Source organism: Bifidobacterium catulorum, from assembly GCF_003129925.1.
GTDB lineage: Bacteria > Actinomycetota > Actinomycetes > Actinomycetales > Bifidobacteriaceae > Galliscardovia > Galliscardovia catulorum.
In genome coordinates this window covers 33,504-48,544 of record NZ_QFFN01000018.1, presented here as the reverse complement: position 1 = coordinate 48,544, position 15,041 = coordinate 33,504, and the positions used below count along the sequence as shown (strand labels likewise).

Annotated in this window: 12 protein-coding genes; 4 read left to right on the top strand and 8 right to left on the bottom strand. The window is 64.6% G+C overall.

Annotation, left to right across the window (positions count from 1 at the left end):
* The 7 genes from zwf to coaBC all read right to left on the bottom strand — a co-directional run.
* A partial coding sequence (zwf, locus tag DF200_RS07140) for a glucose-6-phosphate dehydrogenase (protein WP_109137591.1) occupies positions 1-1,071 on the bottom strand: 1,071 nt, incomplete at its 3' end.
* A gap of 261 nt (positions 1,072-1,332) precedes the next feature.
* Positions 1,333-1,716, bottom strand: a complete 384-nt coding sequence (panD, locus tag DF200_RS07135) for an aspartate 1-decarboxylase (protein ID WP_109137590.1) — start codon at positions 1,714-1,716, stop codon at positions 1,333-1,335.
* A 30-nt stretch (positions 1,717-1,746) separates the two neighbouring features.
* A complete protein-coding gene (gene panC / locus DF200_RS07130; protein WP_109137589.1) occupies positions 1,747-2,616 on the bottom strand; it encodes a pantoate--beta-alanine ligase in 870 nt (289 codons plus the stop codon).
* Positions 2,617-2,727: 111 nt separating this feature from the next.
* Positions 2,728-3,555 carry a 3-methyl-2-oxobutanoate hydroxymethyltransferase gene (panB, locus tag DF200_RS07125; RefSeq protein WP_109137588.1) on the bottom strand — a complete coding sequence of 276 codons (828 nt, stop codon included), beginning with the start codon at positions 3,553-3,555 and terminating at the stop codon, positions 2,728-2,730.
* Positions 3,556-3,616: 61 nt separating this feature from the next.
* Positions 3,617-4,528 carry a Rossmann-like and DUF2520 domain-containing protein gene (locus DF200_RS07120; RefSeq protein WP_109137587.1) on the bottom strand — a complete coding sequence of 304 codons (912 nt, stop codon included), beginning with the start codon at positions 4,526-4,528 and terminating at the stop codon, positions 3,617-3,619.
* Positions 4,525-5,322: a type III pantothenate kinase gene (locus tag DF200_RS07115; RefSeq protein WP_109137586.1), complete on the bottom strand. Its 798-nt coding sequence runs from the start codon at positions 5,320-5,322 to the stop codon at positions 4,525-4,527. The genes DF200_RS07120 and DF200_RS07115 overlap by 4 nt, the downstream gene beginning before the upstream one ends.
* Positions 5,323-5,377: 55 nt before the next feature.
* Positions 5,378-6,703 (bottom strand): bifunctional phosphopantothenoylcysteine decarboxylase/phosphopantothenate--cysteine ligase CoaBC, encoded by a 1,326-nt coding sequence (gene coaBC / locus DF200_RS07110; protein ID WP_109137585.1) that lies wholly within the window; start codon positions 6,701-6,703, stop codon positions 5,378-5,380.
* A 360-nt stretch (positions 6,704-7,063) separates the two neighbouring features.
* Here coaBC and DF200_RS07105 point away from each other — a divergent pair, with 360 nt between their 5' ends.
* The 3 genes from DF200_RS07105 (at position 7,064) to DF200_RS07095 (ending at position 9,609) form a co-directional block, all read left to right on the top strand.
* The gene (locus DF200_RS07105) at positions 7,064-7,843 is read left to right on the top strand and encodes an SDR family oxidoreductase (RefSeq protein WP_109137584.1); all 780 of its coding nucleotides are present in this window, start codon (positions 7,064-7,066) and stop codon (positions 7,841-7,843) included.
* A gap of 88 nt (positions 7,844-7,931) precedes the next feature.
* Positions 7,932-8,264 carry a hypothetical protein gene (locus tag DF200_RS07100; protein WP_109137583.1) on the top strand — a complete coding sequence of 111 codons (333 nt, stop codon included), beginning with the start codon at positions 7,932-7,934 and terminating at the stop codon, positions 8,262-8,264.
* Between the two features lie 331 nt (positions 8,265-8,595).
* Positions 8,596-9,609 carry a LacI family DNA-binding transcriptional regulator gene (locus DF200_RS07095; RefSeq protein ID WP_109137582.1) on the top strand — a complete coding sequence of 338 codons (1,014 nt, stop codon included), beginning with the start codon at positions 8,596-8,598 and terminating at the stop codon, positions 9,607-9,609.
* 6 nt (positions 9,610-9,615) lie between these two features.
* On the opposite strand, the gene lacZ is transcribed toward DF200_RS07095, so the two are convergent.
* Positions 9,616-12,897, bottom strand: a complete 3,282-nt coding sequence (lacZ, locus tag DF200_RS07090) for a beta-galactosidase, LacZ type (RefSeq protein ID WP_109137595.1) — start codon at positions 12,895-12,897, stop codon at positions 9,616-9,618.
* 368 nt (positions 12,898-13,265) lie between these two features.
* On the opposite strand from lacZ, the gene DF200_RS07085 reads away from it, so the two are divergent.
* A complete protein-coding gene (locus DF200_RS07085) occupies positions 13,266-14,843 on the top strand; it encodes a glycoside-pentoside-hexuronide (GPH):cation symporter (protein ID WP_109137581.1) in 1,578 nt (525 codons plus the stop codon).
* Positions 14,844-15,041 lie beyond the last annotated feature (198 nt).

The window sequence follows — 15,041 nt, the reverse complement described above, 5'->3', positions numbered from 1 at the left end:
GGCCCAGCGGCGGGGGGCGACGTCGAGCCGGATGGCGGCGTAGGTCTCGGTGGGGGAGTCGGGGCTGATGCCGTGTTCGTCGAGGTATCCGATGACCTTCTCGGAGCCCTGCCAGCCTTCGGCGTACTGGCCGCGGGCGGTGTGCAGGGCGAGGTCCTTCGGCAGGTGCACCGCGGAGAGCACCTTGGTCTTCTCGGCGCGCAGGTCGCTGGCGGAGAACGAGACCGGCTCCTCCATTGCGGTGAGGGCCATGAGCTGCAGCAGATGGTTCTGGATTACGTCGCGCGCCGCGCCGATGCCGTCGTAGTAGCCGGCGCGTCCGCCGATGCCGAGGTCCTCGGCCATGGTGATCTGCACGTGGCTCACGTAGTTGGCGTTCCAGACCGGCTCGAACATCATGTTGGCGAAGCGCAGCGCCAGCAGGTTCTGCACGGTCTCCTTGCCGAGGTAGTGGTCGATGCGGAACACCGATTCGGGGCTGAACACCTCGCCGACCACGCGGTCGAGCTCCTTGGCGCTTTCGAGGTTGTGGCCGAACGGCTTCTCGATGATCACGCGGCGCCACGCGCCCTCGGAGGAGTGGGAGAGGCCGGAGGCGGCCAGCTGCTTGGAGACGACGGGGAAGTCACGCGGCGGCACGGCCATGTAGAACGCGTGGTTGCCACGGGTGCCGCGGTCTCGGTCGAGTTCGGAGACGGTGTCGCTCAGGCGGGTGAACGCCTCGGAGTCGTGGAACTCGCCCTGCACGAAGCGGATGGAGTCGCGCAGGTGCCCCCAGGTGGATTCGTTGAACGGGGTGCGGCAGTGGGCGCGCACCTGCTCTTCGGCGTAGTTGGCGAATTCCTCGTTGCTCCACGGGCGGCGGCCGAAGCCGACGAGGCCGAAGCCGGCGGGCAGCAGTCCCCGGTTGGCGAGGTCGTATACGGCGGGCAGCAGTTTGCGTTTCGCCAGATCGCCAGTGACGCCGAAGATCACCAGCGAACATGGTCCGGCGACGCGTGGCAGGCGCAGGTCGCGCGAGTCACGCAGCGGATTGGAATACGCTGCCGTATTCCCCAAGGTGTTCCCCATGTGCAGCTCCTTTGGTGTTGATAGTGCGCATCAGTCTACAGATACGATATCTGTTCGAGTCCCGCCTTGCCCGAGTTTTCCTGAAAGGAAAAGTTATAGCGGGCTATCGGGGGTGTCGCGATCCGTTGTTCCATCGCATTGCGGTATGCGCTTGCCGCAATGCGATTCCCCTTATGGCGGACGCCGGCCGTGCGGGCCGCAAGTCGGCGTCCATGGACATATGCGGGCGTCCGTGGACCCGATGGCCGGCGCCTGCCGGCGTCACGCGATCTGGCCGTGCTTTTCGTAGTTGGTCACGCGCGTGGCGTGGTTCTCGCCGTCGACGAACACCACCTTGGGCTTGTGGGTCTTGGCCTCCTCGGCGTCCATCTGGCAGTAGCACATGATGATGGCGGTGTCTCCGGGGTCGAAGAAGTGCGCGGTGGCGCCGTTGAGGCAGATGATGCCGCTGCCGGGTTCGCCGGCGATGGTGTAGGTCTCAAGCCGCTGGCCGTTGTTCACGTTCACCACGGCGACCTTCTCGTATTCGAGGATGCCGGCGGCGTCGAGCAGGTCGGAGTCGACGGTGATGGAGCCGACGTAGTCGAGTCGCGCCTCGGTGACGGTGACGCGGTGGATCTTGCCTTTGAGCATGGAGAGTTGCATGATGCCTTTCCTTTGGATGAATTGCGTGAATCAGTGGAGTTCCGGGTAGAAGAAGTTGTCGATCAGTCGGGTCTTGCCGATGCGCACGGCGATGGCCACCAGCACCGGCTGGTCGAGCGTAGCCACGGGATGCACGTTCTCCAGGTCCACGACCTCCACATACTCCGGGTCGGCGAGCGGCTCGGTGGCCAGCACCTCGCGCACCTTGGCCTTGATCGTCTCGGCGTCCTTCTCGCCCGATTCGGCCAGCGCGCGACCGGCCTCCAGCGCCTTGTGCAGGATCGGCGCGGCCGCGCGCTCCTGCGGGTTCAGATACGTGTTGCGCGAGCTCTTGGCCAGGCCGTCGTCCTCGCGGATGATCGGGCAGCCGACGATCTCGATGTCGAAGTTGAGGTCGCGCACCATGCGCTTGATGACCAGCAGCTGCTGCGCGTCCTTCTGCCCGAAGTAGGCGCGGTTCGGCGTCACGATGTTGAACAGCTTGGCGACGACCGTGCACACGCCGCCGAAATGCACCGGACGGCTCTTGCCGCACAGTTCCTCGGTGATGGTGGCCATGGTGATCGCGGTGGTGCGGTTCGGGTGGTACATCTCCTCGGGGGAGGGGTTGAACAGCAGGTTCGCGCCAGCGCCGGAGACGAGTTTCGCATCGCGGTCGAGGTCGCGCGGATAGGCTTCGAGGTCCTCGTTCGGACCGAACTGCACGGGGTTGACGAAGTCGGAGACGACGACGCGGTCGTTGTCGGCCACGGCGTGTTCGATCAGGCTCCTGTGCCCCTCATGCAGGAAGCCCATGGTGGGCACGAGTCCGACGGAAAGGCCCTGGGCCTTCCACGCCTTGACGGTCTCGCGCACCTCGGCGATGGTATGGACGATGGCGAACTCGTTGGTTTCGGTCATGATGATGTCCTTCTTGTCTTGATGAATGTGGATATTGATTCGGATATTGGACTATTGCGTTTACCGCCGTTCCCTTTGCCTCCCTCGTCGTAGGGAGGCAAAGGCGTTGTGTCAGTGCAGCTCGTCGAGGATGGCCTCGTCCATCCTGAAGCCTTCCTTCGCGTTGTCGGGGAAGGCGCCGGACTTGACGTCCTTGATGTATGCGCCGAACGCCTCGCGCATCTCGTTGCCGATCTCGGCGTAATGGCGCACGAACTTCGGCTTCATCTCGCCGTACATGTTCAGCATGTCCTGGTAGACGAGGATCTGGCCGTCGGTCACGTCGCCGGCGCCGATGCCGATCGTCGGGATGGACAGCTCCTCGGTGATGCGCTTGGCGAGCGGAGTGGGCACGCCCTCAAGCACCACGGCGAACGCGCCGGCGTCCTCGATGGCGCGCGCGTCGTCGAGGATCTGCTGCGCGGTCTTGATGTTCTTGCCCTGAACCTTGAATCCGCCGAACGCGTTCACCGACTGCGGGGTGAGGCCCAGATGCGCCATCACGGGGATGGATGCGGTCACGATGGCCTTGATCTGGTCGTGGAACGCCACGCCGCCTTCGAGCTTGACGGCCTGGGCGCCGCCCTCCTTGACGAGCCGGCCGGCGTTCTCCACGGCCTGGTCGACGGTGTGGTAGGCCATGAACGGCAGGTCCACGACCACGAGCGCGTTCTTCGCGCCGCGGGTCACGCACTTGGCATGGTGGATCATGTCTTCCATCGTCACCGGCAGCGTGGAATCGTAGCCGAGCATGACCATGCCCAGCGAGTCGCCGACGAGAATGCCGTCGATGCCGGATTCGTCGAGCAGCCTGGCCGTCGTGTAGTCGTAGGCGGTGAGCATCGAAAGCTTCTCGCCGCTGTTCTTGGCCGCACGGAACGTTACCGCAGTGTGCTTCATTGTTGGGTTCCTTTCGTTGGTCGCGGTCGGCAGGGCCGATCCACGCCTGATTCGTTATTGTTCAGTTATGGGTGGAAGAGTCATGCGCCTGGCCGAGCGCCGCCCGCAGCCCGGCATAGTCGCGGTTGGGGTTCTTCGCGGCGGCGATGCCGGCCAGAGCCCGCGAAAGCGGAAGATACAGGGCCGACGCGTCCGGAGGCAACACGGAGAGATGCGCCTCGACGGTGCCGACGTCGGCGCGTTCGACCGGGCCGGTCAGCGCCGCCTTCGCGCCGCGCTCGCAGAACGAGTCCGCGTTGTGGCGGATCATCGCCGAAAGCGCCTTCCGGGCGTCGGGCTCCGTGAACCCGCAGGACCGCAACGTCTCCACAGCCTGGTTCCACAGGGCGATCGGCAGATTGCTGGCCATGACCGCGGCGGCATGGTATCGGGGCTTGTCCCCGGCGGCGATCGTGCGGTTGGGGTTGCCCAGCGACGTCAGCAGCTGCGACATCGCCTCGGTCACGCGTGCATCCCCCTCCAGCGCGAAGAACGCGCCGTCGAGCTGGTCGCGTCCGTCGGCGGGGAAGCGCTCGCTCACCGCCTGCATGGGATGCATGGAGAACGCGGAGACGCCGGCCTGGTCGGCACCGTCGAACACGCGGGACGAGAGGCATCCGCTGCAGTGGCCGATTGCCATGCCGCCCACGGCGTCGTCGGGCAGGCCGAGCAACGCCTGCCACACCCCGGCGATGGCGTCGTCCGGGGTGGTGACGACGAGCATGTCGCTCAGTTCGACGGCGGATGCCAATGACGGAAACGCCGCCACGGGAATGTTTGCATCGCCGGCGTCCACGTTCAACGCGTCGGCGGCCGACCGGGCCGACGTCGACGACCGGCTGTAATAGCCGCTGACGTCGACGGTCGTTGATCTGCGCAAGTGCGCGCCCAACGCGCAGCCCACCTTGCCGGCGCCGATGAACCCGATTCTCATCGACGGCCCTTCCCGCCGCGCGGCCCCTGCTTCCTGAGCCTCGCGTAGATGATGGCGAGACCCTTGAAGATGAGCTGCCGGTCGTAGACGTCGATGGAGTCGGTGGCGTTGTACAGCACGCGGCCGAGCCCGCCGGTGGCCACGACCTTGAAGTCGTGGCCGATCTCCTTGCGGAACTGGGCGATGGTGTATTCCACGCCGCCCAGATACTGGTAGTAGATGCCGGCCTGCATGGCGGTCTTCGTGTTCGTGGCGAGGATCGTATCCGGCTGCTCGATCTCGATCTCCGGGAGCTGGGCCGTGTGGCTCCACAGCGAATTGGCGCTGGTCTCCAGGCCCACGCCGATCACGCCTGAGCTGAACGTGCCGTGCTCGTCCACGTAGTCATAGGTCGTGGCGGTGCCGAAATCGATGACCAGCACCGGGCCTCCATACAGGTAGTAGGCGCCGGCGCAGTCGGCGATGCGGTCCGCGCCCACGGTCTTCGGGTCGTCCAGCCGCAGATTGATGCCGCAGCGGATGCCCGGGCCGATGATGATGGGGTCGAGGTCGAGGAACTTCTTGATGCTCGAACGGAACGCGTACATGACCTTCGGCACCACGGAGGAGATGATCACGTCGTCGACCTCGTCGGGGTCGATATGCGACATCGACATGAACGTCGACAGCATCATCGCGTATTCGTCGCTGGTGCGGCGGGTCTTCGTCGTCAGACGATACGTGCCGATGATGTCGTCGCCGTCGATGAATCCGATGACGATGTTCGTGTTGCCGATGTCGACGGCGATGAGCATGGCCGTTCCCTCTCCTTGTATCTCTCGTAGGTCCCTTGTCCTCAGCATGACCGCGTCACGCCGCCTGCAGCGTGTTCGCCCCGCGCAGTGCGGCGAGGCGGTCGAGGATCAGTCTGGCCAGACCGGTCTTCGGCATCCTGCCGATGCGTTCGATGTCGGCGATGCTGTGGTCGTGGTCCACGTCGTCGGGCGGCGTGAGGATCGTCACCACGTTCGTGTCGGTGGCGAATCCGGCGCCCGGGTCGCGCAGATTGTTGGCCACAAGCATGTCGCAATGCTTTTCGGCGAGCTTCCTCGCCGCGTTCTCCACCAGATGCTCGGTCTCCATGGCGAATCCGCACAGCACCTGCGAGCCGTCCGTGCGCTTGTGCTCACCGGCCCAGGCGAGGATGTCGGGGTTCGAGACGAGCTCCAGCGTCAGCGTGGTGCGCCCGTGCTTCTTGATCTTCTGCGGGCTGGCGGTCTCGGCGCGGAAGTCGCCGACCGCGGCGGCCATCACCGTGATGTCGGCCCCGGGGAAGCGCTCGCTCACGGCGGCGAACATGTCCCGGGCGGTCGTCACGTCGACGACGTCCACGCCTTCGGGGGCGTCAAGGCTCACGGGGCCGGAGACCAGCGTCACATGCGCGCCCATGTCGCGCGCCGCCTCGGCGAGGGCATAGCCCATCTTGCCGGTGGAATGGTTGGTCAGGTAGCGCACCGGGTCGAGTGGCTCCTGCGTGGGGCCGGCGGTCACCAGCACTTCAAGGTCCCTGAGCGGCATCGGGGCGGCATCGTCGGCATCGTCGTCGAACAGCGCGTCGATGGCCCGCTCGATGTCCTCCGGCTCGGCGAGACGGCCCTTGCCGACGTCCTGACAGGCCAGCAGCCCCGACGTCGGATCGACGAAACGGAAGCCGAGCTCGCGGCATTCGGCGATGTTGCGCTGCGTGACCGGATTCTCATACATATGCACGTTCATGGCCGGACACACCAGTTTCGGACAGGTGGCGGCGAGCACGGTGCTGGTCAGATAGTCGTCGGCGATGCCGGCGGCGAACTTCGCGATGACGTTCGCCGTGGCCGGCGCGATGACCACGGCATCGGCCCACTTGGCGTCCTCGATATGGCTGACGCCGACGCGCGCCTCGCCGAACCCGTCGGTGTACGTGGCGTATTCGGAGGCGGGGAACATGGCCGTCCTCGTGGCGGTGTGCGTGAGGGAATCGAATGTGACCGGGCCGACGAACCGCGTGGCGGCGTCCGTCATCATCACGCGGACCTCGTTGCCGTGCTTGGTGAGATTCGACGCCAGCTGGCACGCCTTGAACGCGGCGATGGAGCCGGTGACGCCCAGAAGGATATGACGCGGACGGGTGCCGCTGCTGTGTTTGGCGCTCATTACGCTGCCTCCATACGGCATACGCCACCCTCGCGGTGGGATGCCAGATCTCCAGTCTCTGCGGGAAGTCCCCGTCAAAGCCGATACAAGTTTAATAAGCGCGCGCACGCCGCCGCCACCGCGTGCCGACAATTGCCGCTGTAATCTTCCTCACATTCGCGATGCCCGCGCGGACGGCGTCACCCCTTCTGCAAATGCTGGCAAGGTCCGTGGCGCATCGTCCATGACGCTATACAGTGGAAGACACCTTCCGGCAGAGGCGCTTTCGGAGGACAATCCAACAACATTCGGCAATATTCGGTTTCGTTCCGCGGCATTCACGCAACGATGGTGGCCGCGGGATCGGCGAAAGGACGGAACATGGGCGTGTATGTCATCACCGGCGCGACGAGCGGCATCGGGGCCAAGACCGCGGAGATACTCGCGAAACGCGGCCACGAGGTCGTCAACATCGACCTGAAGGGAGGTGACATCAACGCGAACCTCGCCACCAAGGAGGGACGGCGGTACGCGCTCGACGAATTGCACGAACGATACCCCGACGGCATCGACGCCATGATCTGCAACGCCGGCGTCTCCGGCGGCCGCGCCCCCATCCCGCTCATCATCTCGCTGAACTACTTCGGCGCCACCACCATGGCCGAAGGCGTGTTCGACCTGCTGAGGAAGCGGCACGGCAGCTGCGTGGTCACGTCGTCGAACTCCATAGCCCAGGGCTCGGCCCGCATGGACGTGGTCGGCATGCTCAACAACAACCCCGACGAGGCGCGCATCGTCAACCTCGTCAAGGACTACGACCCCAAGGTCGGGCACACGTTCTACGCGGCCACCAAGTACTCGCTCGCGCGCTGGGCGCGCCGCATGAGCGCGCAGTGGGGCGCGTCCGGCGTGCGGCTCAACGCCGTGGCGCCCGGCAACGTGCGCACCGCCATGACCGCGAACATGCTGCCCGAGCAGCGCGTGGCCATGGAGGCGCTGCCCGTGCCCACCCATTACGGCGAGGAGCCGCTCATGGACCCCGTCGAGGTCGCCAACGTCATCGCGTTCGTCGCATCCCCCGAGGCGAGCGGCCTCAACGGCGTGGTGCTGTTCGCCGACGGCGGCACCGACGCGCTGCTGCACTCCGAGAAGGTCTACTGACGCGTCGCGGCGCACGGTCTTCTCAGCCACCACGCAACCATCACGCGATCACAACATAATCACCGGGATTTTCACAGGAGAGAACCACATGATCATCGATGACTACATCAAGGCCCTGCGGAGCAAGGACCACAGGGCGCTCGCCGAATGCTTCGTCGAGGAATGCCGGCTGTTCGACTACTGCCCCTCGCTGGTCGGACGCGAGAACTCGTTCGTCTACGGCCGCAAGGCGGTGGACATGTTCTTCCACAACCAGTTCGTGCTCGGGGGATACTCCATCCTCGACCCCCATATGGTCAACAGCCGCACGATGAACTTCTACGCCAACTACCGCGGCACCATCATCCATGCGCTGGCGCAGATAGAGAACGTGGACGACGCCGAGGGTCTCATCCAGGAACTGGTGATCCGTCCCGCGTAGCGGGGGTGCGGGAGTCGGGCGGCATGTGTCCCGCGATACACTCAAGGCCGTTCGGCCGCCGTTCCGGAGGCTGCTGGGTAAAGCCTAGCAGCCACCTCCACTAGCCTACGATCGCGGAACACATGCCGCCCTCCTCTCGTCAGGGTGCGTGCCGCATACGACGTCGGGAGCTGGCTCGCGCAGCATGACCGAGGACGGGCGGAATGCTCCGTCCCGCGATCTCCGTCATGTCGTCCCGCTGTCCGGCATGGCGACATAGGTGGCCTGATGCGTTACACTACAGATGAGTAAAATATTTACTAAATCTGTGGTGCAACGTACTGGAGCCGTCATGGTCACGATCAAGGACATCGCCAAGCGGGCGGGATATTCGCAGGCCACGGTCTCGCGACTGCTCAACGGCGACCCGAATCTCTCCATCAAGGAGGAGACGCGTCGCCGCATCATCAAGGCGAGCGAGGAACTGGGGTACTCCTCGCAGACCAAGCACATCACCGTGCCCCGCAATGTGGCGGTGCTTGACGTCATCGACCCCGGCGACCATCTGCAGGACGCGTATTTCAACGAGCTGCGTGACGTGCTGAAGTCATGCGCCGAACGCGAGCGCATGGACCTGACGTTCATCACCGATGTGGAACGGCTGATAGCCGAGGGCGACCGTTTCGACGGCTTCATCGCGGTCGGGGCCGAGATCGTCGGCAACGATGCGTTGCGCCGTCTGCATGGCGTGCTGCCGTACGGCGTGTTCGTCGATACGAATCCCGCGCCGAACCTGTTCGACTCCGTATGTCCCGATCTTTCCCAGACGGTGCTTGACGCGTTGGACGAGTGCGTGGCCGCGGGCATGGACCGTATCGGCTTCATCGGCGGCGTCGGACGCATCATGGGCATGCATGAATATGAGGAGGATCTGCGTCTTCTGGCATTCCGCGACTGGACGCGGCGGCTGGACCTCGACACCGGGGGATTGGTGTACATCGACGGGCCGTTCAACGTGGAAAGCGGCCAGCGTCTCGGCGAACGCATCATCGAGGACCTGCACGGCGACCTGCCGGATGTGTTCATCGTGGCGGCGGACGTGATCGCGGTGGGGGTGCTGCAGGCGTTCAATGCGGCGGGTGTGCTGGTGCCGCGGGATGTGAGCCTTGTCAGCATCAACAACCAGCCGATCGCCCAGTACACGTCGCCGCCGCTGAGTACGTACGCCATCGACCAGAACGAACTGGTCCGCGCGGCCATCGCCACATTGGGCGACGCGATCTCCAGCAGACGCGCTGTGCGGCATCATCTGCTGCTGTCCACCACGTTGGTGCCGCGCGGCAGCTTCGTACCTGTCCGGGAATAGCGGCGGCTAGATCAGTTCGATATGCACGTCGAGCGTCAGCGGTTTGGCGGCGTCGAGCAGGTACCGCCGGTGCACGGGCGCGCCCCACGAGTCATCGCCGCCCACACCCATCTGGGCCGCAAGCAGCCGCAGGAACGTGTGACGCGGCTGTGGCAGCTCGTTCTGGTGCGTGGCCTCCTCCAGCATCAGGGATGAGTAGGGGAGCAGGCTCGCGCTGAAGCGGTCGGCCCCGGCCTGCGAGACCCGCATGCCGTGGCCGTGCTCGTCCGTGACCTCCGCCCAGCGCACGTCCTCATGGTTGCCGGTTTCCTGCGGCACCAGATACTGGGCGACGGAATCCGCGGCGGTGGTCTCGTGGATGCCGAGCCTGCCGCCGAGCTTGCGGTCGGGATACGTCTCTTCGGGGCCGGGGCCGTAGAACCGCAGATTCGTGTACTGCGCGGGAAGCATCCACTCCAGGCCGAACGCCGGCAGTGTCGGCGCATCTGCCGCACCGGGATAGGATGCCGTCAGATGCACCGTGCCGGCGCCATCCACCTCGTACCGCACCGTCACGCGGGTGTGCCGCGGTTCGGCCAGTTCGTAGACGTATTCGGCCGTGATACGGTCCGGCGCCGCGTCGAACCGGGTGTCGGCCACGCGGGCGTAGCGTCCGGCTCCGAACCACTGTGCGCGCTCGAATCCGCTCCCGTTGCCGCGGTCGTTGTCGGTCAGCGGCCGGAACGTCACGATCTGCGGCCTGCGGATCACCATTTCGCGCCTGCCGCGGCGCAGCGACACCATGCCGCCCTGCGTGCGGGAAAGCAGCACCTCGAAATCGTCGTCGCCGGTCGTGCCTGTGCCACGTCCGGCCATGCCACTGTCGCCGGCCACGCTATGGATGCCGAGGTTCCAGCGCCCGTCGACGACCTCGATGGCATTGGGCCGCGTACCGCCGTTCCCGTCGTCCCCGCCGTCCGCCTTCGACTCCACCGCGATCGTGTGCTGGCCGAACGCGAGCTCATAGCCGGCCTCGGCCCATGGGGTCGCCTTGGCCAGACGCTGGTCGACCTCATACGTCACCTCCACGGTTCCGCCGTCAACGCGAGCGAAGTCGCCGGCATCGGGGAATGCGACGTCGAAGCGCCGCGTCTCGCCGGCGGGCACCTCGAACCGGTAATCCGCCTTCCACCGCTCGACGCCGTCGACCAGCAGACGGGCCGTGAACACGTATCCTCCGGTCGGCACGAACAGGTTCCCGTTCGCAATGGTCACACCCGTGGCGTCCGGCGTGATCCTCACGTTCGCATACAGCTGCTTCACCTCCTGCGCCTTGGGTGAGATGGTGCGGTCGGCGAATACGATGCCGTCCCCGGCGAACTCGTAGTCATGCGGACGGTCATCCCAGTCGCCGCCGTAGGTGAGACGCTCGGACCCGTCGCCGAGCCGCTGCCACAACGCCTGGTCGATGTAGTCCCAGATGAACCCGCCCTGATACCGCGGATACCGTTCGAGCGCCGTATACAGTTGCATGCCGCCCACGGAATTACCCATCGCATGCATGTATTCGCATGAGATATACGGCTTCTTCGGGTCGTTCGTGAGATATTCCTCGATTTCAGCCGGCTTGGCGTACATGCGGCTTTCGATGTCGGAGGCGGCGTCGAATTTGCGGTTCCAGAACACGCCCTCGTAATGCACGGGGCGCATGGCGTCGAGCTCGTGCACCAGGTCGTGCATGGCCTGGATCACCGTGCCCGCATAGGATTCGTTGCCCAGCGACCAGATGACCACGCTCGGATGGTTGAAATCGCGCCGGATCATGGAGTCCACGCGGTCGAGGCAGGCACCCTCCCATCGCGCGTCGTTGCCGGGCACGTTGGTCTCGGGCGTCACCCCGTCGCCGGGGGCGGACCAGGTGCCATGTGTTTCGAGGTTCGTCTCGTCGATGAGATAGATGCCGTATTCGTCGCACAGCTCGTACCATCGGCTCTGGTTCGGATAATGCGAGGTGCGTACGGCGTTGAGGTTGTGCCGCTTCAGGAAGCGCACGTCCCAGAGCATGTCCTCCTCGGTGACTGCGCGGCCGCGTCGGGCGTCGAACTCGTGACGGTCCACGCCCTTGAACACGATGCGTTTGCCGTTGATCTTCATGATGCCGTCTTCGATGGCGAATCGACGGAATCCGATGCGCTGCTCGGCGACCTCCACTACCGACCCTTCCGCGTCGGTCACGGTCAGGCGCAGCGTGTACAGGTACGGGTCCTCGGCGCTCCACGGGTGCGCGCATTCCACGGCGGTGTTCCAGCTGAGCATGGCGGCATCGGCCATGCCGTCGTCGCCGTCCGCCGCCGCGCCGTCGTCCCGGACTGGCCCGACGTCGTGCGGGGAGCGCCACACGACGTCGCCGTCGGCGTCGATCAGCTGCGCCGTCACGGTGCGTGCCGTTCCCGGGACGGCCCCATGCAGTTCGGTGCGGATGTCGAGCAGTCCTTCGCCGCGCCTGTGGTCGAAGTCGGCGACGATCCGCATGTCGCCGATGTGCGCGGCCGGCCATGCGGTCAATTCCACGCTGCGGAACAGGCCGTGAAGACGCCAGTAGTCCTGGTCCTCCAGCCAGCTGGCGCTCGCATACTCGTAGCATGCGACGGCCAGCACGTTGTCGCCGTCGATGACGGCGTCGGTCACGTCGAATTCGCTAGGGGTGAAGGAATCCTCGCCGTAGCCGATGAACATGCCGTTGAGCCACACGTATATGGCGGTCTGCGCGCCGTGGAAGACGAGGGTCACGCGCCGGCCGTCGCGAATCGCCGAGCGGATGGGGCCGGAGGCCGCGAACGTGCGACGGTACAGCGCCACATGGTTCCTCCGGGGCACGTCGGGCGCGCACGGGTCGTCGTGGCCGTCCCAAGGGTATTGGACGTTCACGTATTTCGGCGGAAGATATCCGGCCGTTTCCAGATGCGACGGCACGGCGATGGTGCCGAAGCCGGAGTCGTCGAAGTCGGGGCGGGCGAAGTCGGGGCAGGCGGTGTCCGGGGCCGCGGTCACGGAGAATCCGGCGCTGCCATCCGCTTTGCCGTCCTCCGCAGCCTCCACGACGTTCACCCGCCAGCGCCCGTCGAGGCTGGCCGTAAGATTCGACGACTCGCCGCACGCCGGCGTGTGGTCGTAGCATCGGTGGTCGGAGTGGGCGGGCATACGGTTGACCGCGAACACCTCCGGATCGCGAAGCCAGTCCGGTGACGCCTCGGATGCCGTGCCGATGATGATGCGCTGCTGTAGTGATGTGGTTGCGTTGCCGGTCATGGTGCATGCCTTTCTGACATTCATTACATCGTTGTTAATGATATATCCAAGAGTGAGTAAATCTCTTTACTGAATAAAGTAATCATAGACTGGTATTTTGGCAAATACCGAGTGTTGGCAATACTGGATAATCATGTGAATTGCCGCATCTACATCATGGCCGACAGAAGGTGCGACGTTGTTGCGCGACGGCAATTGTGACTGATATTGCAACGATATACAGCCGTTGACCGACAGTGGTCGCAGGCAACACGCCGGTATGGCGACCGTAAGTAATGAATTTTACTTTTAATTAGTAATGCATTAGTATCGCGATTGTCGGATCAAAGGATGATCTTCATCATCATGTGTCTTCTAAGGAGAAGGCTATGAAGCGCGCATCGCAATCACAACAGGTTCAATCAACGAAATCCCGACCGGAATCCGCCGCCCGGACAGCGGCGGCACCGACGCCACCGACGACACCGCCGACGCCGAACGTCGGCGGGGCGAAGACCGGCGGCATCGGCCGTCGCATCTGCTATGCGGTAGGCAATCTCGGGCAGGCCGCGTTCTACAACGCATTGAGCACCTATTTCGTCGTCTATGTGACCAGCACCATGTTCGCCGGCGTCGACAAGGCGCTCGCCGCCAGACTCATCGGCATCATCACCGGCCTGATCGTCGTCATCCGCATCGCCGAGATCTTCCTCGACCCGCTGCTCGGCAACCTCATCGACAACACCACCACACGATTCGGCCGCTTCCGCCCATGGCAGGTCATCGGCGGCTGCGTCTCCGCGCTGCTGCTGGCGCTCGTCTACACGGGACTGTTCGGACTGGTCGATGTGAGCGAGACGTGGTTCGTCATCCTGTTCGTCGTGGTGTTCATCGCGCTCGACGTGCTCTATTCGCTGCGCGACATCTCCTACTGGGGCATGATCCCCGCCCTGTCCGAGGATTCGCACGAACGCAGCGTCTATACGGCGCTCGGCTCGTTCACCGGCTCCATCGGCTACAACGGCATCACCGTCGTCGTCATCCCCATCGTCACGTACTTCAGCTACGTGTTCACCGGCTCCCGGGCCGAAAGCCAGAGCGGATGGACCGCCTTCGGCATCATCGTGGCGCTGCTCGGCGTCATCACCGCGCTCACAGTGGCGTTCGGCACCAGGGAGAACGAAAGCGTGTTGCGCGCCAAGGCGCAGAAGAACGGCAACCCGCTGCAGGCGTTCGCCGCGCTCGCCAAAAACGACCAGCTGCTGTGGGTGGCGTTGAGCTACCTGCTGTACGCCATCGCCAACGTGGCCACCACCGGCGTGCTGCTCTACCTGTTCAAGTTCGTGCTCGGCCAGCCGGCCGCGTTCTCCATCGCCGGCATCATCCCGATCATCACCGGTCTTGTGGCGGCGCCGCTCTATCCGGTGCTCAACCGCTACATTCCCCGACGATACCTGTACATCGCCGGCATGGTCTTCATGATCGCCGGCTACGTCATGTTCATCGTCGGCGCGCAGAACCTGTCGCTCGTCATCATCGCGCTCGTGCTGTTCTACATTCCCGCGACGTTCATCCAGATGACCGCCATCCTCTCGCTCACCGACTCCATCGAATACGGCCAGCTCAAGACCGGCCGCCGCAACGAGGCCGTGACCCTTTCCGTCCGTCCGATGCTCGACAAGATCGCCGGCGCGTTCTCCAACGGCATCGTCGGATTCATCGCCGTCGCCGCCGGCATGGTCGGCACCGCCACCGCCACCGACATGACCGCCACCAACATCCGCACCTTCAAGATGTTCGCCTTCTACACGCCGCTCGCGCTGATCGTCGCCAGCCTGCTCGTGTTCGTCTTCACCGTGAGGATCGACGAGAAGATGCACGCGCGCATCGTCGAGGAACTCGAAGCCAGACTCGCCGACGGCGAGGGAGGCATGGACGGGTCCGCATCGATGGACGACGCCGCGTGATCCGCAGAAATGCTTCGTCGCACATGGGGATTCGTCGTTGACGGACGAGGTCGCAGAATCCCCCGAAATGCCGTGTCGTCCGTCGTCGATTACGATGCCGGTCATCATAAACCGCATGATTCCAACGATGATGACAGCCGGTTCATGAATTCGCGATGGACGACGACGCATATTCGCCCAAAAACCGTCGTCGTCCGT

What these genes read in the sequence shown, in the direction of transcription:
- panD (WP_109137590.1), bottom strand. Translation starts at nt 1,716, where the DNA reads ATGCAACTCTCCATGCTCAAAGGCAAGATCCACCGCGTCACCGTCACC.
- panC (WP_109137589.1), bottom strand. Translation starts at nt 2,616, where the DNA reads ATGACCGAAACCAACGAGTTCGCCATCGTCCATACCATCGCCGAGGTG.
- panB (WP_109137588.1), bottom strand. Translation starts at nt 3,555, where the DNA reads ATGAAGCACACTGCGGTAACGTTCCGTGCGGCCAAGAACAGCGGCGAG.
- DF200_RS07120 (WP_109137587.1), bottom strand. Translation starts at nt 4,528, where the DNA reads ATGAGAATCGGGTTCATCGGCGCCGGCAAGGTGGGCTGCGCGTTGGGC.
- DF200_RS07115 (WP_109137586.1), bottom strand. Translation starts at nt 5,322, where the DNA reads ATGCTCATCGCCGTCGACATCGGCAACACGAACATCGTCATCGGATTC.
- coaBC (WP_109137585.1), bottom strand. Translation starts at nt 6,703, where the DNA reads ATGAGCGCCAAACACAGCAGCGGCACCCGTCCGCGTCATATCCTTCTG.
- DF200_RS07105 (WP_109137584.1), top strand. Translation starts at nt 7,064, where the DNA reads ATGGGCGTGTATGTCATCACCGGCGCGACGAGCGGCATCGGGGCCAAG.
- DF200_RS07100 (WP_109137583.1), top strand. Translation starts at nt 7,932, where the DNA reads ATGATCATCGATGACTACATCAAGGCCCTGCGGAGCAAGGACCACAGG.
- DF200_RS07095 (WP_109137582.1), top strand. Translation starts at nt 8,596, where the DNA reads ATGGTCACGATCAAGGACATCGCCAAGCGGGCGGGATATTCGCAGGCC.
- lacZ (WP_109137595.1), bottom strand. Translation starts at nt 12,897, where the DNA reads ATGACCGGCAACGCAACCACATCACTACAGCAGCGCATCATCATCGGC.
- DF200_RS07085 (WP_109137581.1), top strand. Translation starts at nt 13,266, where the DNA reads ATGAAGCGCGCATCGCAATCACAACAGGTTCAATCAACGAAATCCCGA.